At 71.2% G+C, this 20,538-nt stretch carries 19 protein-coding genes; 9 read left to right on the top strand and 10 right to left on the bottom strand.

Translation table 11 applies throughout. From position 1 onward, the window contains the following. Nucleotides 1–153: 153 nt before the first annotated feature. The 3 genes from ACQHII_RS03350 to ACQHII_RS03340 form a co-directional block, all read right to left on the bottom strand. Nucleotides 154–1,389 (bottom strand): DUF4032 domain-containing protein, encoded by a 1,236-nt coding sequence (locus ACQHII_RS03350; protein ID WP_427917765.1) that lies wholly within the window; start codon nucleotides 1,387–1,389, stop codon nucleotides 154–156. A 9-nt stretch (nucleotides 1,390–1,398) separates the two neighbouring features. Next, the gene (locus ACQHII_RS03345; protein WP_427917764.1) at nucleotides 1,399–2,148 is read right to left on the bottom strand and encodes an MBL fold metallo-hydrolase; all 750 of its coding nucleotides are present in this window, start codon (nucleotides 2,146–2,148) and stop codon (nucleotides 1,399–1,401) included. 158 nt (nucleotides 2,149–2,306) lie between these two features. Then, nucleotides 2,307–2,936, bottom strand: a complete 630-nt coding sequence (locus ACQHII_RS03340; protein ID WP_427917763.1) for an alpha-ketoglutarate-dependent dioxygenase AlkB — start codon at nucleotides 2,934–2,936, stop codon at nucleotides 2,307–2,309. A gap of 114 nt (nucleotides 2,937–3,050) precedes the next feature. Here ACQHII_RS03340 and ACQHII_RS03335 point away from each other — a divergent pair, with 114 nt between their 5' ends. Together ACQHII_RS03335 and ACQHII_RS03330 are read left to right on the top strand one after the other, a co-directional pair. Continuing rightward, nucleotides 3,051–3,677: a TetR/AcrR family transcriptional regulator gene (locus ACQHII_RS03335; RefSeq protein ID WP_019069228.1), complete on the top strand. Its 627-nt coding sequence runs from the start codon at nucleotides 3,051–3,053 to the stop codon at nucleotides 3,675–3,677. A gap of 17 nt (nucleotides 3,678–3,694) precedes the next feature. Continuing rightward, nucleotides 3,695–5,368 (top strand): FAD-binding dehydrogenase, encoded by a 1,674-nt coding sequence (locus ACQHII_RS03330; protein ID WP_427917762.1) that lies wholly within the window; start codon nucleotides 3,695–3,697, stop codon nucleotides 5,366–5,368. A 30-nt stretch (nucleotides 5,369–5,398) separates the two neighbouring features. On the opposite strand, the gene ACQHII_RS03325 is transcribed toward ACQHII_RS03330, so the two are convergent. After that, on the bottom strand, nucleotides 5,399–5,749 hold the full coding sequence (locus ACQHII_RS03325; protein ID WP_427917761.1) for a DUF488 domain-containing protein: 351 nt from the start codon (nucleotides 5,747–5,749) through the stop codon (nucleotides 5,399–5,401). A gap of 165 nt (nucleotides 5,750–5,914) precedes the next feature. Between ACQHII_RS03325 and ACQHII_RS03320 the strand changes: the two genes are divergently transcribed. The 4 genes from ACQHII_RS03320 (at nucleotide 5,915) to ACQHII_RS03305 (ending at nucleotide 10,844) form a co-directional block, all read left to right on the top strand. Then, nucleotides 5,915–7,339, top strand: a complete 1,425-nt coding sequence (locus tag ACQHII_RS03320) for a M1 family metallopeptidase (protein ID WP_427917760.1) — start codon at nucleotides 5,915–5,917, stop codon at nucleotides 7,337–7,339. Nucleotides 7,340–7,557: 218 nt separating this feature from the next. After that, a complete protein-coding gene (locus tag ACQHII_RS03315; protein WP_427917759.1) occupies nucleotides 7,558–8,307 on the top strand; it encodes a L,D-transpeptidase family protein in 750 nt (249 codons plus the stop codon). Nucleotides 8,308–8,325: 18 nt separating this feature from the next. Beyond that, nucleotides 8,326–9,021: a response regulator gene (locus ACQHII_RS03310; RefSeq protein ID WP_427917758.1), complete on the top strand. Its 696-nt coding sequence runs from the start codon at nucleotides 8,326–8,328 to the stop codon at nucleotides 9,019–9,021. Continuing rightward, complete coding sequence (locus ACQHII_RS03305; protein ID WP_427917757.1) at nucleotides 9,018–10,844, top strand: HAMP domain-containing sensor histidine kinase; 1,827 nt, start codon at nucleotides 9,018–9,020, stop codon at nucleotides 10,842–10,844. The genes ACQHII_RS03310 and ACQHII_RS03305 overlap by 4 nt, the downstream gene beginning before the upstream one ends. Before the next feature lie 6 nt (nucleotides 10,845–10,850). On the opposite strand, the gene ACQHII_RS03300 is transcribed toward ACQHII_RS03305, so the two are convergent. Continuing rightward, on the bottom strand, nucleotides 10,851–12,071 hold the full coding sequence (locus ACQHII_RS03300; protein ID WP_427917756.1) for a saccharopine dehydrogenase family protein: 1,221 nt from the start codon (nucleotides 12,069–12,071) through the stop codon (nucleotides 10,851–10,853). A gap of 100 nt (nucleotides 12,072–12,171) precedes the next feature. On the opposite strand from ACQHII_RS03300, the gene ACQHII_RS03295 reads away from it, so the two are divergent. Then, nucleotides 12,172–12,951, top strand: a complete 780-nt coding sequence (locus tag ACQHII_RS03295) for a TetR/AcrR family transcriptional regulator (RefSeq protein ID WP_427917755.1) — start codon at nucleotides 12,172–12,174, stop codon at nucleotides 12,949–12,951. Here the strand turns inward: ACQHII_RS03295 and ACQHII_RS03290 are convergent. Further along, entirely contained in the window at nucleotides 12,948–13,844 is an 897-nt protein-coding gene (locus tag ACQHII_RS03290; protein ID WP_427925215.1) for a LysR family transcriptional regulator ArgP, read from the bottom strand. The genes ACQHII_RS03295 and ACQHII_RS03290 overlap by 4 nt on opposite strands. A gap of 69 nt (nucleotides 13,845–13,913) precedes the next feature. Between ACQHII_RS03290 and ACQHII_RS03285 the strand changes: the two genes are divergently transcribed. Both ACQHII_RS03285 and ACQHII_RS03280 read left to right on the top strand, forming a co-directional pair. Next, a complete protein-coding gene (locus ACQHII_RS03285; protein ID WP_427917754.1) occupies nucleotides 13,914–14,525 on the top strand; it encodes a LysE/ArgO family amino acid transporter in 612 nt (203 codons plus the stop codon). Nucleotides 14,526–14,605: 80 nt separating this feature from the next. Next, nucleotides 14,606–15,916: an MFS transporter gene (locus ACQHII_RS03280; RefSeq protein WP_427917753.1), complete on the top strand. Its 1,311-nt coding sequence runs from the start codon at nucleotides 14,606–14,608 to the stop codon at nucleotides 15,914–15,916. 8 nt (nucleotides 15,917–15,924) lie between these two features. On the opposite strand, the gene ACQHII_RS03275 is transcribed toward ACQHII_RS03280, so the two are convergent. From ACQHII_RS03275 to ACQHII_RS03260, 4 genes are all read right to left on the bottom strand, one after another. Then, nucleotides 15,925–16,374, bottom strand: a complete 450-nt coding sequence (locus ACQHII_RS03275; RefSeq protein ID WP_019069240.1) for a cyclic nucleotide-binding domain-containing protein — start codon at nucleotides 16,372–16,374, stop codon at nucleotides 15,925–15,927. 251 nt (nucleotides 16,375–16,625) lie between these two features. Further along, entirely contained in the window at nucleotides 16,626–16,805 is a 180-nt protein-coding gene (locus ACQHII_RS03270) for a hypothetical protein (protein ID WP_019069241.1), read from the bottom strand. Nucleotides 16,806–16,834: 29 nt separating this feature from the next. After that, nucleotides 16,835–19,078, bottom strand: coding sequence for an FUSC family protein (locus ACQHII_RS03265; RefSeq protein ID WP_427917752.1), 2,244 nt, complete (start codon nucleotides 19,076–19,078; stop codon nucleotides 16,835–16,837). Between the two features lie 48 nt (nucleotides 19,079–19,126). Next, nucleotides 19,127–20,503, bottom strand: coding sequence for an NAD(P)/FAD-dependent oxidoreductase (locus tag ACQHII_RS03260; protein ID WP_427917751.1), 1,377 nt, complete (start codon nucleotides 20,501–20,503; stop codon nucleotides 19,127–19,129). Between the last annotated feature and the right edge of the window lie 35 nt (nucleotides 20,504–20,538).

The raw sequence follows: 20,538 nt of genomic DNA, 5'->3' as shown, positions 1-20,538 counted from the left end.
TCGTCGGTTGCCGACGTCCCCCAGCCTTCGGCCCGGAGGTGCCCCGACCGCGTCGCCGCCCTCCTCCGCCCTGCAGCCGCACGCACCAACCCCCGCTCACCGGCGCCAATCAGGCACCGCGGATTTCCTGCGACCTGATCCGCCGGACAGGCCCTACTCCGCCGAGGCGGGCTCCAGGTTCTCGCGGACCTTCGGCAGGATGTTGGTGATGTAGTCCTCGACCACCGTGTCCAGATCGATGTCGTGCTGCGCCCGCTCGGCCAGGTACCAGCGGTGTTCGAGCAGCTCGTGGTAGATCTCGGCCGAGTCCATCGAACCGCGCAGCTCCAGCGGCACGGCCCGCACGGTGGGCCGGAACACGTCCCGCACCCACCGGTGCGCGAGCACCTCGGGCCGGGCGGCGAGGGGGTCGCCCGGGGCGTAGTCGTCCTGGGTGGCCATCCAGGACTCCAGGTCGTTGAGCAGCCGCCGCGCCTGGTTCTCCTCGGCGTCCAGGCCGGTCAGGCGCAGCAGTTGGCGCTGGTGGTGGCCCGCGTCGACGACCTTCGGCACGAAGGTGACCGTGTCGCCGTTCGAGGAGTGCTCGATCTGCATCTCGGCCACGTCGAAGCCGAGTTCGTTGAGCCGCCGGATCCGGCGCTCGATGAAGTGGTACTTGCCCGCCGGATACACCGAGACGCGGGTCAGCTCCTCCCACAGCCCCTGGTAGCGGGCGCAGATCTCCATGCCGAACTCGATCGGGTCGACGGACGGGTGCAGCGCCCCGGACGCCTCCAGGTCGAGCAGTTCCCCGCTGATGTTCACGCGGGCGAGATCGAGGTCGTACTCCCGCTGCCCGTCGCTCAGGCGCGCGTGCAGGTCGCCGGTCTCGGCGTCCACGAGATACGCGGCGTAGGCGCCCGCGTCCCGCCGGAACAGCGTGTTGGACAGCGAGCAGTCGCCCCAGGCGAACCCGGCCAGGTGCAGCCGCACCAGCAGCACGGCCAGCGCGTCCATCAGCCGGTGCATGGTGGCCGGCCGGAGCGTCGTCTCGAACATCGAGCGGTACGGCATCGAGCCGCCCAGGTGCCGGGTGATCAGCACCGGTTCCAGCGGCTCGCCGGCCGTGTCGGCACGCCCGGTGACCACGGCGAGTGGGTCGACGGCGGGGATGCCGAGCCGGTCCAGGTCGCGCAGCAGCTCGTACTCGCGCAGCGCGGGCCGCTCCGCCAGCTCCTTGACGGCTATGACCTCGCTGCCGGCGCGGGCGTAGCGCACGACGTGCCGGGAGATGCCGCGCGGCAGCGGCACCAGGTATTCGTCGGGCCACTCCTCCAGCGGAACGTCCCAGGGCAGCTCCAGCAGGAGCACCGGATGCTCGGGGTTGGTTGCGTTGATCTGCAGTGCCATGAGGTGACCCTAGAACGCGAGTTCGCGGGCGCGCTGTGTCGCCTCACGGATCGGACCGGTGTGCACGGGGCCGTGGCCGGGCAGCAGGGTGTCGGCGTCGAGCGCTTCGAGGACGTCCAGCGAGGCGACGGCACGCTCGCGCTCGTGGTGGAACATGCCGGGCAGCAGCTGCGGCCCCTTGGCCCGTGAGGTCGGATGGCCGCTGACCAGGGCGTCCCCGGAGATCACGATCCCGCTGTCCGGGAGGTGGAACACGCAGTGCCCGTCCGTGTGGCCGGGGGTGTGCACGGGGACGGGCCGGCCGGGCAGGTCGAGCGGACCGTCCCCGGCCGGGAACGCCTCGGCCGCGGCGACCGGATGCTGCTCCATGCCTCCGGCGCGGATCGTGTGCACCGCCCACGGCAGGACACCGGGACGCCAGGCGTTCTTCAGCACGTCGCCCAGGGTCACCTGCTGGAGGAACTCCCGGCGGGCGTGCGGCACTTCGGCCTCGTGCGCGTAGACGGGCGTGCCGTGGGCGCTGTGCAGGTACTCCGCCGAGCCGAGGTGGTCGTTGTGGGCGTGGGTGAGGAGCACCGCCGTGACTGCCTTGGCCGAACTCCCCACCTGCTCAAGGGAGTCGAGCACGAGCCCGCGGTCCCCGGGATAGCCGGTGTCCACCAGTGTGGCCGTGTCGCCGTCGGTGAGGATCACCCAGTTGGTGTTGCTGCCGTGCACGAGGTAGACGGCGTCGGCGACTTGGCGTACTTCTGCCCGCATGATCGTTCCTTGCCTGGTGGTGCTGTTCGGATCCGGCCAATCGTTCGGGATCCAGCCAACCAGACGCGTGGAGTCCTGGCGCGCGCGGGGGAAGCCGCCTCCGGCACCGTCCGCCGGAGGCGACCCCCGCGCGCGTCCGAAGCGGCCGCCTCTCCGCCTCAGCGCACGCCGTCCGGGCGGAACTGCACACTGATGCGCGGTCCCGCGGCTCGGGTGGTCTTGGGGACGCAGTGTTCCCAGGTCCGCTGGCAGGAGCCGCCCATCACGATCAGATCGCCGTGCCCCAGCGCGTGCCGCACCGACGCGCCGCCGCGCAGCGGACGCAGCAGCAGGTCGCGGGGCGCGCCCACGGAGAGGATCGCCACCATCGTGTCCACCCGGGCACCCCGCCCGATCCGGTCGCCGTGCCAGGCGACACTGTCCCGGCCGTCGCGGTAGTAGCACAGCCCGGACGTGGTGAAGGGCTCACCCAACTCCCTTGTGTAGTACGCCGAGAGCGCGTCCCGGGCCTCGGCCAGCACCGGATGCGGCAGCGCGTCGTCCGCACCGTAGAAGGCCAGCAGCCGGGGTACGGCCACGACCTGGTCGTACATCTGACGCCGCTCGGCGCGCCAGGGCACCCCGGCGGCCAGCTCCTCGAACAGGGCGTCGGCGCCGCTCAGCCACCCGGGCAGCACGTCGATCCAGGCGCCGAGACCCAGCGTGGTACGGCGGATCCCGTGGAGGGGGCCGAGGCGGAGCCGGTCGGTCTGGTCGAAGAGGGAGCCCTGGAGGTGGTGCGCGGTCATGGGACCAGCGTACCCCTTATTCGAATATCTGTTCCCATGCGAACGCGGCTCTTTCGATACATCGGTGTATCGGATACATTCGCGTATCGAACATCGGGACGCGGAGGTCCGGGCATGGTGGCGGAGGCGACGGCCAAGCGGGTGACCAGGCGCCGGGTGCGCACGCGCGCCAATCTGCTGGACGCCGCGTTCGCCGTGTTCGCCGCGAAAGGCTTCGGCCGGGTCTCCATCGAGGAGGTCTGCGAGGCCGCCGGCTACAGCAGGGGAGCCTTCTACTCGAACTTCGACAGCCTGGACGGGCTGTTCTTCGCGCTCTACCAGGAGCGCGCCGACCTGATCGCCGAGCAGGTGGCCGGCGCGCTCGCCCTCGACGGCCCCGACCTCGACGTCCCCGCCGCCGTGGACCGCGTTACCGACGTGCTGCTCCTCGACCTGGACTGGCTCCTGGTGAAGACCGACTTCCTGGTGCACGCGGCCCGCGACCCCGCCGTGGCACAGACTCTGCTGGGACACCGGGCCCGGCTGCGCGGGGCCATCGCGCACCGCCTCGCCCGCGCCCGAGGCCTCGCCGAACTCCCCGCCGTACTGGGCGACTTGGACGCGGCGGCGTACGCCGTCGTCGCAGCGTACGACGGCGTCACCACCCAACTCCTCCTGGACAAGGACGTGGAGCACGCCCGCGTCTGGCTCAAGCAACTCCTCACCGCGCTGCTGACCGACGGCAGCCGCGCCCCCGAATGAGAAAGGCAACGGTCGCCATGGATGCGGACGTCATCGTCGTCGGAGCCGGTCTGGCCGGTCTGGTCGCGGCCCATGAACTGACCAGCCAGGGACGCCGGGTCGCGCTCGTCGACCAGGAGAACGCCGCCAACCTCGGCGGGCAGGCGTTCTGGTCCTTCGGCGGGCTGTTCCTCGTCGACTCCCCGGAACAGCGCCGCCTCGGCATCAAGGACTCCTTCGACCTGGCCTGGAGCGACTGGCAGGGCAGCGCCGGTTTCGACCGCGTCGACGACGAGGACTCCTGGGCGGTGCGCTGGGCGCGCGCCTACGTCGAGTTCGCGGCCGGCGAGAAGCGCACCTGGCTCGACGGCCACGGCATCAAGCTGCTGCCCACCGTCGGCTGGGCCGAACGCGGCGACCTGCGCGCCCACGGACACGGCAACTCCGTCCCGCGCTTCCACGTCACCTGGGGCACCGGCACCGGAGTCGTCGAACCCTTCGTGAACTACGCGAAGCAGGCCGCCCGCGACGGCCTCCTCACCTTCTACCACCGCCACCAGGTGGACGAGTTGGTCGTCACGGAGGGCGAGGCACGCGGCGTACGCGGCACGGTCCTCGCCGAGGACGACTCGCCGCGCGGAGTCTCCTCCAGCCGCGAGGCCATCGGCGAGTTCGAACTCACCGCGCAGGCCGTCGTCGTCACCACCGGCGGCATCGGCGCCAACCACGACATCGTCCGCCGCTACTGGCCCGAGCGTCTCGGCACCCCGCCCGCCGAGATGGTCACCGGCGTCCCCGCCTACGTCGACGGCCGGATGCTCGACATCAGCGCCGAGGCGGGCGTACGACTGGTCAACCGCGACCGCATGTGGCACTACACCGAGGGCCTGCAGAACTGGAACCCGGTCTGGCCCGGCCACGGCATCCGCATCCTGCCCGGCCCGTCCTCCCTGTGGTTCGACGCCCTCGGCCGCCGCCTGCCCGACCCGTGCCTGCCGGGCTACGACACCCTCAACACCCTCAAGTACCTGCGGACGACAGCGGACCTGGCGGACCACGACCACTCCTGGTTCATCCTCACCCAGAAGATCATCGAGAAGGAGTTCGCGCTCTCTGGCTCCGAGCAGAACCCCGACATCACCGCCAAGGACAAGAAGGCCGTCCTTCGCGACCGCCTGCTCGGCAAGGGCGCGCCCGGCCCGGTGGACGCCTTCCTGCGCAAGGGCGCGGACTTCGTGACCGCCGGCAACCTGGAGCAACTGGTCGAGAAAATGAACCAGTTGACCGACAAACCGCTTCTCGACGCGGCCGTGCTGCGCCGCCAGATCGAGGCCCGCGACCTCCAGATCGCCAACCCGTACAGCAAGGACTCCCAGATCCAGGGCATCCGCAACGCCCGCCGCTACATCGGCGACCGCCTGGGCCGCGTGGCCACCCCGCACCGCATCCTCGACCCGGCCGCCGGCCCCCTCATCGGCGTCAAGCTGCACGTCCTGACCCGCAAGACCCTCGGCGGCATCCAGACCGACCTGGACTCACGCGCCCTGGCCGCCGACGGCAAGCCGATCGGCGGACTGTACGCGGCGGGCGAGGTGGCCGGCTTCGGCGGCGGTGGCGTGCACGGCTACAACGCCCTCGAAGGCACCTTCCTCGGCGGCTGCCTCTTCTCCGGCCGCGCCGCGGGCCGCGCGGCGGCGAAGCAGACCGCCTGACCGGAGGCCACGGCCCGTCTCCTCAGCCGATCAGCTGTCGAGGAGGCGGGCCAGCACCGCCGCGTGACTCTCCTGCGGCAACTTCACCGCCGTCAGCAACGTCACCGGCCCCATGCGGACCAAGTTCCGCAAGGTGTGCAGGAGTTCGGCCGCTTCGGGATCGGTGAGTTCCGCCTCGTAGCGACCGCTGAACTCCTCGTACGACCCCTCGCCCGCGTGGTACCAGCGGCGCAGTTCGTTCGACGGGGTCAGGGACTTGGGCCACTCGTCGACGCGGGCCGCGTCCTTGGACAGGCCGCGCGGCCACAGCCGGTCGACCAGGACGCGGACGCCGTCCTCCGGCTCGGGCGGATCGTAGACACGGCGCACGCGTACGGTCACGGGCGGGCTCCCTCGGGCGGTGGTGATGCCCGCGAGCCTACGTCCGGGGACACACCCGGCGCGGGGGCGACGCGGCGTAACTTGACCCGCACATGAGGGATTCCGAGGGGGCGGGCCGCCTAGTCTCTGAGACGAATGATCACCCCTCACTCTGTAGGAGCGCATGTGACGCACCTCCGGCAGCCGTCCACAAGACGCACCGCCGTCCTCCGCCGCAGCGCCGTCGTGGCCACCGTCCCCGTCGCCGTCGCGGCCCTGCTCGCCGCCGCAGCGCCGGCCGGAGCCACCACGATCGGCTCGTCCGGCGTGGGCGACCCGTACTTCCCGCTCTCCGGCAACGGCGGCTACCACGTCGCCCACTACGGCCTGACGCTCAGCTACGACCCGGCGAGCCGCCGGCTCGACGGCAAGGCGGTCCTCACCGCCCGCGCCACCGAGAAACTCACCCGCTTCGACCTCGACTTCAAGGGCCTGACGATCACCGGCCTGACCGTCGACCACGTCAAGGCCGGCTTCCGCCGCGACGGACAGGAACTCGTCGTCACCCCGCACAAGGCACTGCGCAAGGGCCAGGAGTTCCAGATCGCCGTCACCTACCACGGCGTCCCCAAGCAGGTCACCGACCCGGACGGCTCGGCGGACGGCTGGATCGCCACCGACGACGGCGCCTTCGTGGCGGGCGAACCGCAGGGCGCGATGACCTGGTTCCCGGCGAACAGCCACCCCAAGGACAAGTCGTCGTACGACTTCACGATCACCGTCCCGCAGGGACGCACCGCGGTCGCCAACGGCGTTCTCCTGGGCCAGAAGACGGCGCACGGGAAGACCACGTTCCGCTGGCACGCGCCCGAGCCGATGGCCGCCTACCTCGCCACCGCGACGGTCGGGAAGTTCAAGGTCGAGCAGTACACCACCAAGGACGGGGTCAAGGTGTACAACGCCGTCGATCCCCGCGAGGCCACCGCCGCCGCGCCCGTGCTCAAGAAGCTGCCCTCCGTCCTGGAGTGGGAGAGCAAGCTGTTCGGCCCGTACCCGTTCCGCTCGGCCGGGTCGATCGTCGACCACGCCCCGGACGTCGGCTACGCCCTGGAGACCCAGGGGCGGCCGATCTACGACTCGGCGCCGGACCTCAGCACCCTCGTGCACGAGAACGCCCACCAGTGGTTCGGGGACTCCGTCTCCCTCACCAGCTGGAAGGACATCTGGCTCAACGAGGGCTTCGCCACCTACGCGGAGTGGCTCTACAGCGAGCAGCACGGCGGAAAGACCGCCCAGCAGACCTTCGACGCGCTGTACGCCCGCGCGGCGACCGACGACCTGTGGGCGTTCCCGCCCGGCGACCCGGGCAGCGGCGCCAACATCTTCGGCACGCCGGTCTACGCCCGCGGGGCCATGGCACTGCACGAACTGCGCCTTGCCGTCGGCGACAAGACCTTCTTCGCGATCCTGCGCGCCTGGGCCGGCGGACACCGCTACGGGCACGGCACCACCGCACAGTTCATCGGCCTCGCGGAGCAGAAGTCCGGGAAGAAACTGGACGTTCTGTTCCACACCTGGCTCTACACGAAGGGCAAGCCGGCCAAGCCCTAGGCCGCGTCCGCAAAGTCCCGCCCGCCCCGCGACGCCCGGCACGCACTCTCGCCGCACCGGGCGAAAGCCCACGTACACCCAGTACGAGGGCTTCCGCCCGGCACGCCGAGAGCACGCACCGGACGCCGCAGGGCCCGCCCTCCGGGCGGACGACGGGACTTTGCGGACACGGCCTGGGAGCTGACGAGTTCCTCACATGTGTCGGTCATCGTCGACCCATGATCACTCGTATGTCCCCGGTCGCACTCGTCGCCGTGTCCCTGTTGCTCACGGGATGCGGCGGCGGTGCGGTGGCGGCGACGGACCACGTGTCCGCCGCTCCTCCCGCTCCCTCCACGCCTCCGGACTCGCCCTCCTCCGCGATATCCGCCGAGGCCGCACCCCGCCAACTCCCGGGCGTGGGGCCCAAGACGCTCGCCCGAATACCGGCCGGCACCGAGCAGGTCGTCCTGGTGACCGGCCGGGGCGCGAACTCCTCCGTCTCCACGCTCGCCCTGTACGAGCGCACCGACGACGGCTGGCAGCGGACCGCGAGCTGGGCCGCGCACAACGCGCTCAGAGGCTGGTCGAACCACCACATGGCCGGCGACCTGCGCTCACCGATCGGTGTCTACTCGCTCACGGACGCGGGCGGACTCCTCAAGGACCCCGGCACCAAGCTGTCGTACGACCAGGGGTCGGGCTTCGTCTCGCCCGGCACCGGCTTCGAGGGCGAGTCGCTCGCCGGGTCCTTCGACTACGTGATCGCCATCGACTACAACCGGCAGCCCGGCACTTCCCCCCTCGACTGGACCCGCCCCCTCGGCGCCTCGCGGGGCGGCGGCATCTGGATCCACGTCGACCACGGCGGCCCCACCCACGGCTGCGTCAGCATCGCCGAGGACCACATGAAGGAACTGCTGCGCACTCTCGACCCCGCCCGCCACCCCGTCGTCGTCATGGGCGACGCCGCGTCCCTCTCGCACTGACCGCCTAGGATCCGCCCAATGTGCGCACATGTGCTGGTCGCCGAGGACGACGAGATGCAGGCCGAGCTGATACGACGCTCCCTGCTGACCGAAGGCCACACCGCGACCGTGGTCCACGACGGGGGCGCCGCCATCGCCGAGGCCCGGACACTGCGACCCGACCTCGTGGTGCTCGACCTCATGCTGCCCGTGATCGACGGCTTCGGCGTGTGCCGGGCGCTGCGCGAGGACGACATCCCCGTCCTGATGCTGACCGCCCGCTCCACCGAGGACGACGTCCTGCTCGGCCTGGAACTCGGCGCCGACGACTACATGACCAAGCCCTACAGCCCGCGCGAACTGATGGCCCGCATCCGCACGGTCCTGCGGCGCAGCGGCCGTACCGCCGAGAGCAGACAGGAGGACACCGTCGTACGGGCGGCGGGCCTCTCCGTCGATCCCGCGCGGCACGAGGTGCGCTGCGACGGGGCACCGGTGGACTGCACGCCGGCCGAGTTCGAGATCCTGCTCGCGATGGCCGCCGAGCCCGAACGGGTCTTCTCCCGACGGCAGTTGTTGCAGTACACCAGGGGCCTGGACCGGGCGTCCACGGAACGGGCCGTCGACGTCCACATCATGAACCTGCGCCGGAAGATAGAGCCCGACCCACGCAAACCGGCCCGGCTGCTGACCGTGTTCGGCGTCGGCTACAAGCTGCGCGGCGGTCGCGCGTGAGGCCCCGGATACCGCTGCGCAAGCGGCTGTTGGTCCGGCTGCTCGTCGCCACCGTGCTGATCGCCCTCTGCTCGGTCGGGGCGACCGCCTGGCTCGCGGTGGAGACCACCACCCGGGCCATCCGCGAGGAACAGGGCCAGGACCTCGCCGACGACATGCGCATCCTCGCCCAGCTCAGCGGCTACGCGGCGACCCACCCCGAATGGAAGGGCGTACGGCCCACGCTCGTCGCCCTGTCGAAGAAGATGGGCCGCCGCATCGCCCTCACCACCTCCGACCGCACCCTCGTCGCCGACTCCGCGCCGCACGGCACCTCACTGCCGCCCCGTCCCGCCGCGAACGTCGACCCGCTGCACACCGACACGTACACGCAACCCGGCGCTCAGCTCAGCGGCATCGACCCCCGGGTCGTGGGGCCCTATCGGCTGCCCGTCAAGGAGCGGGCCCAACTGGAGGCGCTGGCCAAGGAACGGCAGGCGTGCTACGCCCGGGCCCGGATCGACACGACCATCACGATGACACCGAGCGGCCGTCCCGTCCTCACCGACGGGAACGGCGACGACGCCAACAACCATGTGCCCGAGCAGTGCGCCGACGGGAAGCTCAACACCCCGACCGTCACCGAGAGCAAGGCGCTGAAGGACCTGATCGCGCGCGCCCGTCCCTGCTACCAGAAGGAAGGCCTGAACCTTGCGATCCCGTACTTCGGCGTCGACGTCTTCGACAAGAACCTCGGCTCCCGCTACGTCACGGGCGCGTACACCAAGTTGGGCGACGCGGCCTACACCCAGAAGGCGGAGGCCTGCACCGACACCGCCCGCCGCGCCCAACTCGAGCCATACGTCGCGCCGGTGGCCGAACTGTTCCTGGGCGGCGGCGACACCACCGCACCCCGCTTCGACGTCTCCCCGGCGAACAAGACGAAGGTCGTCGGCGCGGCGGCGGCCGTGCTGGCACTCACCGTCCTGGTGACGGCCGTGGTCGCCACCCGCCTGGTACGGCCCCTGCGCGTGCTGACCGAGGCGGCCCAGCAGCCGCCGGAACTGCACGTCCGGGTGCCGGTGAAGACCCGGGACGAGACCGGCATCCTGGCCGAGGCCTTCAACGACCTCGCCGATCGCCGCGAACGCATGGAGGTCCAGCGCAAGGCCATGGTCAGCGACATCGCCCATGAACTGCGCAGCCCGCTCACCAACATCCGGGGCTGGCTGGAGGTCACCCGGGACGGCTTCGTCGAACCCGACCCGGCGCTCCTCGGCTCCCTGCACGAGGAGGCGATGGTCCTCCAGCGCGTCATCGACGACCTCCAGGACCTCGCCGCCGCCGACGCCGGGACCCTGCGGCTGCACCGCGAACCCGTGCGCGTCGAGGACCTCTTCGACCAGGTCGCCGCCGCGTACCGGGTCACCGCCGACACGGCCGGGGTCGTCCTGCTCACCAAGGCGGACCGCACCCTCTGGCTGGACGCGGACCCCGTCCGCATGCGCCAGGTGCTCGGCAACCTCGTGTCCAACGCGCTGCGCCACACACCCGTCGACGGCACGGTGACCCTGACCGCGTGGCGTGAGGGCGACCGGGCCGTCCTGACCGTCACCGACACCGGTACCGGCATCGCGCCCGAGGACCTCCCGCACGTCTTCGAACGGTTCTGGCGCGCCGACCAGTCCCGCAGCCGCCGCACCGGAGGCAGCGGCCTCGGCCTGTCCATCGTCCGCGACCTCGCCGCCGCCCACGACGGCACGGTCGAGGCGGCGAGCACACCCGGCACCGGCTCCACGTTCACCCTGAAGCTTCCCGACTCGCCCTCGCCCGAAGGGAGTTGAGCAGGGTCACTGCTCGCGCAGGCCCCACGGCGACCCGTACTCGGTCAGCAGGTCCAGGAACGGGCCGGCCGGGAACGCCTCCGGGCCCAGCACACCCGAGCCGGTCCACGCGCCCGTGGCCAGCAGCTCCAGGGCGATCACCGGGTTGATCGCGGTCTGCCACACCACGGCCTGGGAGCCGTACTCCGCCATCGACCACTGGTTGTCGACCACGTGGTAGAGGTACACCTCGCGCGGCGCCCCGTCCTTCGTGCCGCGCACCCACGTACCCGCGCAGGTCTTGCCGTGCATACGGTCGCCCAGGGTCGCGGGGTCGGGCAGACAGGCGGCGACGACATCGCGCGGCGACACGGCGACGGGGCCCGCCGCACTCGGCACGGTGACCGGCTCGGTGCGGTCGAGGCCCAGCAGGTGCAGGGTCTTCAGGGTCTCGATGAACTCGTTGCCGAGCCCGTACTTGAAGGTGACCCGCTTCGCGTCGACCCAGCGCGGGACGAGCAGCACCTCCTCGTGCTCCACGTTCACGCACTCGACCGGGCCGATGCCCTCGGGGAAGTCGAACACCTCGGGCTCGCTGAACGGTTCCGTGGTGAACCAGCCGCGGTCGGCCTCGTAGACGACCGGCGGGTTCAGGCACTCCTCGATCGTGGTCCAGATGGAGAAGGAGGGTGCGAAGTCGTAGCCGTCGACGGTGAGGTTGGCGCCGTCGCGGATGCCGATCTCCTCGATCTCGTCGAAGAGTTCGTCGGCGGCGTACCGCGCGAAAACGTCCGAGAGCCCCGGCTCCACGCCCATTCCGACGAGGGCCAGCGCGCCCGCCTTCTCCCACTCGGCCGCGTCCTCGAACTGCGCGTCGCCGAGCTTGACCCCGCACTCCTCGTACGGCCGGTCCGGATGCGGCCGCGACAACGACATCGCCATGTCGAGGTAGTTCGCCCCGGCGGCCCGAGCCGCGCGGAAGAGGGGGAGGACGAAGCGCGGGTCGGTCGCGTTGAGCAGCACGTCGCACTCGTGCGCGCGCAGCGCAGCGACGACGGCCTTCTCGTCGTTGGCGTCCAGCCGCTCGGCGCGGAACCGGGCGCCCCCGTCCCCGAGCGCGGCGACCGCCGCCTCCGCCCGGGACAGGTCGTAGTCGGCGACCACCATCGCGTCGAAGAACGGACGCCGGGCCGCGATCCGGGTGATCGCACCACCCACACCACCGGCTCCCACGAGCAGTACACGCATGGCAAGAACTCCTTCAGTGCCGATATCTCACCGGTGATACAACGCCGGTCCTCCGGATAAGGTCAATGGCGTTGGCATAAGGGTGTACGAGGAGGCCGCGATGCCGAAACAGGTGGTGCCGGAGGAGAAGCGGCGACGGCGCCGTCCCACGAAGAGCGGCACCGTCCTGTCCGAGCAGCTGATCGTCGACACGGCCCTGCGCATGCTCCGCGAACACGGCAGCGCGGGCCTGACCGCCCGCCGCCTCGGACTCGCTCTCGACGCCGACCCCAGCACCCTCTACCGCTACTTCCGGGGCATGGACGAGCTGACCCTGGCGATCGGCGACGCCCTGGTCGGGCAGGCGCTGCGCGGCTGGGAGCCGACGGGGGAGTGGCGGGCCGACCTGCGCGCGATCGGCCTGCGCATCCACGCCGCGTACGTCGCCCACCCACAGGCCGCCCAGCTCACGGCGAGCCGCGTCACCGGCCGCGCCAACGAACTGGCCGCCGACGAGGCCGTACTCGACGTCCTGCGCACGGCCGGCCTCCCGCTCCCGGACACCGTCCGGATCTACCACGCGTTCATCGACCAGACCCTGGCCTTCGCCGCCCTGGACGCGGCGTCCCTGGCCCTGCCGAGCGAGTCCCTTCGGGCGGACGAGGACATGTGGCTCTCGACCTACGCGCGCCTGCCCCGCACCACCCACCCGCGCATCGCGGAGGCGGCCCCGCTCCTGGCGACCCACATGGTCCAGAGCGCCTACCCGACGGCCTTGGAGATGCTGTTGGACAGCGCGGCAGCCCAATTGTCACCGGTTCGACAGGTGCGCCCCAAAGGGGCGCGGGGAACTGCGCGACCAGCCACGACGGCGCAGCAGACGACCGACGACCCCACCTAACGCAGAGCCCCCGCCGCCCTGGCGGCCACCGCATCGGCCACCGCGGCCAACGCCGGCGAATCCAGCTTCCACTGCTGCCAGTACAGCGGTACATCGACCGCCCGCGCGGGCGCGAGGTTCACCAACTCGCCCGCACGCAGCAGCGATTCGGCTTGCATCTCGGGCACCATGCCCCACCCCAGCCCCGCGGCGACGGACGCGACGAACCCCTCAGAGGTCGGCACAAGATGCCGTACCGCACTCGCCCCGCCCTCCCCGCGCCGCAGCCGCCGTACGAAGGTGTCCTGGAAGTCGTCCAGCCGGTCGAAGGTCACCACCGGTGCCTCGGGCAGAGTGTCCCGCAACGCACCCGCGAGCCATGTGTCCCTGAACTCCGGGCTCGCCACCGGGAGATAGCGCATCCGCCCCAGTGCCCGCACCGAACAACCCGGCACGGCGTCCGGCGACGAGGTCACCGCCGCCATCACCAGCCCCTCGCGCAGCAGAGCCGCCGTATGGTCCTCGTCCTCGCGGCGGAGTTCGAAGCAGACCGGCACATCGCGCGAAACGCGGGTGAGTGCGCCCAGGAACCAGGTGGCCAGGGAGTCCGCGTTGACCGCGATCGACACCCGGGTCGGTTCACCGACCCCACTCATCCCCAGCTCGGCGCGCGCGTCCCGCTCCAGGCGGGCGAGTTGGCGGGCGAAGCGCACGACCACATCACCGGACTCGGTCGTCCGCACCGGTTTGGTGCGCAGCAGCAGGACCCGGCCGGTGCGCTGCTCCAGGGCCTTCACCCGCTGGCTGACCGCCGAGGGCGTCACATGCAGGGCGGTGGCCGCCGCGTCGAACGTGCCCTCGTCGACGACCGCGAGCAGCGTCCGCACCTGATCGAGGGGCAGCTCCGAAACCATCACGAGCGCTAATGTTACGTAAGAATCTTTAGCTGTACTCCTGATGCCGGTCTCTCTAGCGTCGAAGGCGTGACCAACGCTCTCTCCGCGGCGGCCGCCGGCTTCGGCACCGGCCTCTCGCTCATCGTCGCCATCGGCGCCCAGAACGCCTTCGTCCTGCGCCAGGGCATCCGCCGAGAGGCGGTCCTCGCCGTGGTCGGCATCTGCGCCCTGTCCGACGCCCTCCTCATCGCGCTCGGTGTCGGCGGTGTCGGCGCGGTCGTGGTCGCCTGGCCGGGCGCGCTCAGGGCGGTCGGCCTGATCGGCGGCGCGTTCCTGCTCGTCTACGGCGTTCTCGCCGCCCGCCGGATGTTCCGCCCCGCCGCTCTCCACGCGGAGGGCGAGGCGACCGGCTCGCGCCGCCGGGCCGTCCTCACCTGTCTCGCGATGACCTGGCTCAACCCGCACGTCTATCTCGACACCGTGTTCCTGCTCGGCTCGATCGCCGCCGACCGCGGCCCGCTGCGCTGGACCTTCGGGCTCGGGGCCGTGTGCGCGAGCGTGTGCTGGTTCACCGCGCTCGGGTTCGGCGCCCGTCTGCTCAGCCGCTTCCTCGCCAAGCCCTCGGCCTGGCGGGTCCTGGACGGCCTGGTCGCCGCGACGATGATCGGCCTCGGCGCAACTCTCGTCGGCGGAACGTGAGATCACGGATTCGGCGACCACAGCCGGTGCTGCGATAGTGAACCCTGGTCGATTAGATGTAGCGAGCAACCAGGAAGCCAGTGGACACCAGCGAGAGCACCGACAGCGGCACCGAACCCGAGGCCGCGAAGGACACGGAACCGGCGACCGGACCCCGGCGCGGCTGGCGCCGCTGGGCGATGGACACCCGCCCACTGCGCATCCCCGCCTACCGCCGGCTGTGGTCCTCGACCATCGTCACGGCCGTCGGCAGCCAGCTCACCGCCGTCGCCGTACCCAAGCAGATCTACGACATCACCGGCTCCTCCGCCTGGGTCGGCGCGGCCAGCATGGCGGGCCTGCTGCCGCTCATCGTGTTCGCGCTGTGGGGCGGCTCGCTCGCCGACAGCATGGACCGCCGCAAACTGCTCCTGATCACCAACAGCGGCATAGCGGTGACCTCGGTGCTGTTCTGGCTCCAGGCCGTCACCGGGCTCGAATCGGTGGCCGCGCTGATGCTGCTGCTCGCGATGCAGCAGGCCTTCTGGGGCCTCAACGCGCCCGCCCGCAACGCCTCCATCGCCCGCCTGGTCCCCGCGGAGCAGCTGGCCGCCGCCAACGCCCTCGGCTCGACCGTGATGCAGACCGGCCAGGTCGTCGGACCGCTCCTCGCCGGTGCCCTCATCCCGGTCATCGGTCTGCCCGAGCTGTATCTCATCGACGCGCTTGCCCTGTGCGTGACGCTCTGGGCGGTCGTCCGGCTGCCCGCGCTGCCGCCCCTGGAGTCGGCGACACCGCGCCGCGCGGGCTGGCGCGAGGTCGCCGCCGGCTTCCGCTACATCTCGCTGCACAAGGTGCTGCTGCTGTCCTTCCTCGCCGACATCATCGCGATGGTCTTCGGCATGCCCCGCGCCCTGTTCCCGCAGCTCGCCGCCCAGACCTACGCGCCCTACGGCGAGGGCCTCGCGCTCGGCATGCTGTTCGCTGCGATCCCGATCGGGGCGGTGGTCGGCGGACTGTTCTCCGGCACCTTCTCGCGGGCGCGGCGGCACGGCTGGATGGTGATCGGCGCGGTCGTCGCCTGGGGCGCGGCCATCACCGGGTTCGGGCTGAGCAGCAACCTGTGGATCGGTGTCGTCTTCCTGGCCGCCGCCGGGGTCGCCGACATGGTGTCCATGGTGTTCCGCGGGGCGATCCTGCTGTCCGCCGCCACCGACGAGATGCGCGGCCGCACGCAGGGTGTCTTCACCGTCGTCGTCGCGGGTGGACCGCGTCTGGCCGACGTCCTGCACGGCACGGCGGGCTCGGCCTTCGGCCCCCGCACGGCGGTCGCGGGCGGCGGCATCCTGGTCGTGGTCATCATGCTGAGCCTGGCCTTCGCGGTCCCGGCGCTGCGCCGCTACCGCATCTGAGGCCGCGTTCAGGCATGCCCGTGGAGCGTGTAGTGCTCCATCAGCTTGCCCCGGGTCAGCTCCAGCCGGTGCGCGAGGATCTCCGCGACGATCCGTACCAGGGAGAGTCCGAGCAGCGGATCCTCCACGCACAGCGCGAGAACGGCCGCCGCGTCGAACTCGTAGGCCCGCACGGCACTGAACGCCTCCGCGCCGAAGTCCCACTGGTACGGCGGGAAAAGCCAGGACCAGCCGAGCAGGTCGCCGGCCCCGAGACTGCCCACGGTCACCCGCTGCTGGGGTGTCACCCGCTGGTCGAGCGAGACCGCGCCGGAGCGGATCACCCAGAAACGGTCGGCCGTGCCGCCCGCCTCGAAGATCCTGGAATCCTCGGCGAACGACACCTCCTGCGCGAGCTCCATCAGCCGTTCGCGCTGGGCCTGGGGCAGGGCGGTCAGCAGTTTTATCGCTTTGGTCATGGCTCGGGGCTCCTCGCCGACAGCGGTTCCGGAATTCTCCCTACGCCCATTTCAGCCGCTGTCGACGTCCCGGGCACCTCGGGGGCCGGAATCGGGGCATGAAAAAGCCCTGGCTGGACGGGGGAGACCAGCCAGGGCCGTTAAGCGGTGGCGGCGGAGGACGGTACGGTCGACTCCGTGACCACGTATGAATGAACCGTAAACCATCAGCGGGCATTTCGTACCCAGCTGAACCGGTCGCGTGACCGGTTTCACTTCGCGGCGTGCCTTCCGGGCGCCACGATCTCGTCCAGGACCCGCAGAACGGCCTCGTAGGCCACCTCCCGTACGGGGTCGCCCTGCTCCGACCACGCGTGCGCCTCCTGGGCGGCGAAGGCCCGGGCCCGCTGGATGCGCCGCAACAATTCACCCGAGTCCACGACATCAGTCATGCCAGACGTCTACCCCCGGCGCGCGGAGTTCACTTCGCCGGCGCCGGAATCGGCACACCGAGCGGGCGGGCCAGACCGACCACGGCCTCGTCCAGGCGTTGCAGATGCCGCAGCACGCGGTCGGTCACCCGGCCGTAGCGCGGAGTCCCGGGCGTGCCGGGCCGCAGCAGGGACGCGATGCTCGGCCCGGTCTCGATCACGCCGACCGCGTCCCCGTCGGCGACATGCGCGCCGATGACCCCGATGTTGTGCACGATCCGGTGCCCCGCCTCCCGCAGTCGCGGATCCGCCGCGATCGACGGATGCGTCGGCAGCAGCTCGGCGGTCGCCGCCAGATACCGCGCGTGATAGGCGCAGGTCTCCAGGAGCGCGACGACGAACCGCGCGGTGTCCCGGCGCGCCCGCAACGGCGTGATCGGGTGCGTCAGCGGCTGTGTCGAGGCGCTCAGATCGGCCAGCGCCTGGTCCAGGTCCCTTGCCTTGTCGAGGAGTTCGGCCGGGGCGCCACCGCTGAGCTGGTCGACGGCGGCCTCGGTGACATCCGTGAGCCGCGCCAGCACGGTCCCGAGCAGTTCGTTCGTACGGCGGTCCGTGTGCACCGGCAGCACCAGCGCCGCCGCGACCACCCCGCAGGCCGCGCCGAGCGCCGTCTCCTCGATCCGCAGCACCAGCACCGACGCGCTGTAGGTGTGCAGCAGCGTGTAGAGCAGGCCCAGCATCGCGGTGACGAAGAAGGACATCAGGGTGTAGGACAGCGGTGCCGTGTAGAACATCGCGAAGATGAACAGCAGCACCAGCGCGAACGCCGTCCACGTGTGGTGCCCGACCAGCCCCGCGAGCCCGATGCCGGCCACCACACCAAGGACCGTGCCGAGCAGCCGCCGGTAGCCCTTGACCAGGATCTCGCCGGTGGACGAGGTGTTGAGGAACACGATCCAGCAGGTCAGCACCGCCCAGTACCAGCGCTGACTGGACAGGAACTCGCCGCCGACGATCGCCAGCGACGACCCCACGGCGACCTGTACGGCAGCGCGTGTCGTCGGCCGCCGCAATCCCGTGCGCTCCGCGTCCTCGGCCTCCTCGCTGCCCGCGATGGCGGCGTCCTCCGCGTCCAGCTCCTCGCGCGAGCGGGTCGTCGCGGGTGTGTCCTCGGACTCGTCCTGCGGACCGTCCACGGCGATCCGCAGCCCCAGCACCGCCCGCGCGGCCTCGCCGATGCCCCGGAACACGTCCTGCACGGCGTCCGGGGCGGGCGGCAGGTTCTCCTCCTCGCGATACCCCAGCAGCCGGTTGCGGACATGGGCCAGCCCGGTGCCCGAATCCGCGCCCACGGGCCGCAGCACCAGCAGGCGCAGCGCCTCCAGCTCGTGGCGCAGGGTGTCGGTCGTCCCGTCCCGCACCGGCAGCCGGTCGGCCGACGGGACGGGCGCGCCCGGCAGATGCAGGGTCAGGGTGTGCCCCCGCTCGGCGCTGCGCGCGGTCAGCAGCAGAAGCCCCAGCCGCTCGGCCGCGATCTCCGCGTCGGCGATACGCCGCTGCACCAGCCGCGCCACCGCCTCGTCCGATGTCCCGTCCTCCAGCCGGCCCTGGATCAGCAGCGCCGTCTCGTGCAGCCGCGCGGTGCCCTCCCGTACGTCGTCGAGGGCCTTCTCCATGTCGTCGGGACCGGCGTCGAGCAACCCGAGCTGCGCGGTGACCAGTTGGGCGAACCGCGCCCGGAACGCCCGCCGCAGCCGGTCCAGCGTCCCCGTCGGTGTCTCCGGCACCAGCGCGAACCGCACCAGCGCGCTGCACACGAAGGCCACTCCGATCACGCCGTACAGCCGGGGCAGTACGGAGACGGTCGCGCCGATGAACAGGGACAGGAAGTAGATCTGGAAGCCGATCAGGCCCAGCGCGGTGCCCCGGTCGCCGAAGCGGCGGCTGTAGACCGCGCCGAAGATCAGCAGGACGAAGAAGACGTCACCGGCGACCACCCGCGAGTTCAGCAGCGCGCTCAGCGACACCGAGGCCAGCGCCACCGGCAGGCCGAGCGCGAGCGTCACCGCCTGCCCCGCGCGCTGCTTCTCGCGGATCGCGAACGTGGAGACCATCGCCGACATCGCCCCGGCCACCAGATGCGGCACCGAGGCGTGCAGCAGGGAGAGCACGGCAAGCGTGAGCGCGATCGAGGCCACCGTCCGCAGCCCGGCCGTCAACCGCAGCAGTCCGGGATCGGACGCCGCGACGCGATCCCACAGCCGTGCCCACGCCGCCCGTCCCGCTGCCCTCACGCCGCCGTACTCTCCCAGGGGTTCATCTCAAGATCCGTACCACCGATGCTACGGCTCCTTGGTCCCGGACCCTTCGACCTGGTCCCGCACCTGCTCGGGCGAGAGATACGAGTCGGTGTACTCGAAGTCCTTCAGGGTGGCCGGTTTGCGGGCCTGGAAGCCGGTGCGCACGAAGTCGTCGCCGGCCAGCGCGTTGAGCGTCCAGTTCGTCGCGACGCGGACCTTGGCGACGTTGGTGCGCAGCGCCGCCCAGTGATAGCCGCGGGCGGCGAACTGGGCGGGCAGGCCTCGCAGTTCGATGCCGAGCGGCTTGGACACCGCGTCCCTGCCGCCGAGGTCCACGACCAGCCCGAGGTCCTTGTGGACGTACGGCTTCAGCGGCTGGTTGCGCAGGGTCGCGATCACGTTGTCGGCGACCACCTTGCCCTGCCGCATGGCGTGCTGCGCGGTCGGCGGGCAGATCGCGCCGTCCCCGCCCTTGGCCTCGTCCGGGACCGCGCCGGAGTCGCCGAGCGCGAACACCCCGTCGTGCCCGGGGAGGTTCATGTCGGCGGTGACCGCGAGCCGCCCCCGAATCGTTTCCGCACCCAGCGTGGCGATCAGCGGGCTGGCGACCACACCGGCCGTCCAGATCAGCGTCCGGGTCGGCACCACGCGCCCGTCCGTGAAGGTGACCTCCTCGGGCCCGGCCTTGGCGATGGAGACACCCAGGGAGATGTCGATACCGCGCCTGGTCAGGATCTCCTGCGCGCTCTTGCCGAGCTTGTCGCCGAGCTCGGGCATCAGCTTCGGCGCGATGTCGATGAGGTGCCACTTGATCAGCCCGGGGTCGATCCGGGGATAGCGCTTGACCGCGGCGTGCGTCAGCTTCTGGAGACAGGCGGCCGTCTCGGTACCGGCGTATCCGCCGCCGACCACCACGAACTGGAGCCGCGAGGCCTTCTCCGCCGGGTCGTCGCTCGCGTCCGCGAGATCCAGCTGCGTGATCACGTGGTCGCGGATGTAGGCGGCCTCGGCGAGGGTCTTCATCCCGAAGGCGTGATCCGTCAGCCCGGGGATGTCGAAGGTGCGGGTGATGCTGCCGGGGGAGAGCACGATGTAGTCGTAGGGCTCGTTGACGATCTCGTCGTTGATCGTGCGGATCACACAGACCTTGGCCTTGATGTCCACACCGATGGCGCCGCCCGGGATGATCCGGGTGCGGTACTTGCTGCTGCGGCGCAGCGAGACGGCGATCGACTGCGGGGTCAGGACGCCGGAGGCGACCTGCGGCAGCAGGGGAAGGTAGAGCTGGTAGGAGAACGGCGTCACCAGCGCGACGTCCGCCTCGTCGGTGTTCAGTTTCCGTTCCAGACGGCGAACGCACTCCACTCCTGCGAAGCCTGCGCCAACCACCAGGATCCTCGGTCGTGTCACGGTGTTCATCCCTTCTGCGGCTCCAGGCGGTCTGCCTCGACGTC

The organism is Streptomyces sp. cg40, from assembly GCF_050320165.1.
Classification (GTDB): Bacteria; Actinomycetota; Actinomycetes; order Streptomycetales; family Streptomycetaceae; genus Streptomyces; species Streptomyces hokutonensis.
This window is presented reverse-complemented; position numbering and strand designations above follow the sequence as displayed.

Excerpts from the sequence above, each read along its gene's own strand:
- ACQHII_RS03300 (WP_427917756.1), bottom strand. The coding sequence starts at position 12,071 with ATGCGTGTACTGCTCGTGGGAGCCGGTGGTGTGGGTGGTGCGATCACC.
- ACQHII_RS03315 (WP_427917759.1), top strand. The coding sequence starts at position 7,558 with ATGATCACTCGTATGTCCCCGGTCGCACTCGTCGCCGTGTCCCTGTTG.
- ACQHII_RS03330 (WP_427917762.1), top strand. The coding sequence starts at position 3,695 with ATGGATGCGGACGTCATCGTCGTCGGAGCCGGTCTGGCCGGTCTGGTC.
- ACQHII_RS03275 (WP_019069240.1), bottom strand. The coding sequence starts at position 16,374 with ATGACCAAAGCGATAAAACTGCTGACCGCCCTGCCCCAGGCCCAGCGC.
- ACQHII_RS03345 (WP_427917764.1), bottom strand. The coding sequence starts at position 2,148 with ATGCGGGCAGAAGTACGCCAAGTCGCCGACGCCGTCTACCTCGTGCAC.
- ACQHII_RS03335 (WP_019069228.1), top strand. The coding sequence starts at position 3,051 with ATGGTGGCGGAGGCGACGGCCAAGCGGGTGACCAGGCGCCGGGTGCGC.
- ACQHII_RS03295 (WP_427917755.1), top strand. The coding sequence starts at position 12,172 with ATGCCGAAACAGGTGGTGCCGGAGGAGAAGCGGCGACGGCGCCGTCCC.
- ACQHII_RS03310 (WP_427917758.1), top strand. The coding sequence starts at position 8,326 with ATGTGCGCACATGTGCTGGTCGCCGAGGACGACGAGATGCAGGCCGAG.
- ACQHII_RS03290 (WP_427925215.1), bottom strand. The coding sequence starts at position 13,844 with ATGGTTTCGGAGCTGCCCCTCGATCAGGTGCGGACGCTGCTCGCGGTC.
- ACQHII_RS03270 (WP_019069241.1), bottom strand. The coding sequence starts at position 16,805 with ATGACTGATGTCGTGGACTCGGGTGAATTGTTGCGGCGCATCCAGCGG.
- ACQHII_RS03350 (WP_427917765.1), bottom strand. The coding sequence starts at position 1,389 with ATGGCACTGCAGATCAACGCAACCAACCCCGAGCATCCGGTGCTCCTG.
- ACQHII_RS03340 (WP_427917763.1), bottom strand. The coding sequence starts at position 2,936 with ATGACCGCGCACCACCTCCAGGGCTCCCTCTTCGACCAGACCGACCGG.
- ACQHII_RS03260 (WP_427917751.1), bottom strand. The coding sequence starts at position 20,503 with ATGAACACCGTGACACGACCGAGGATCCTGGTGGTTGGCGCAGGCTTC.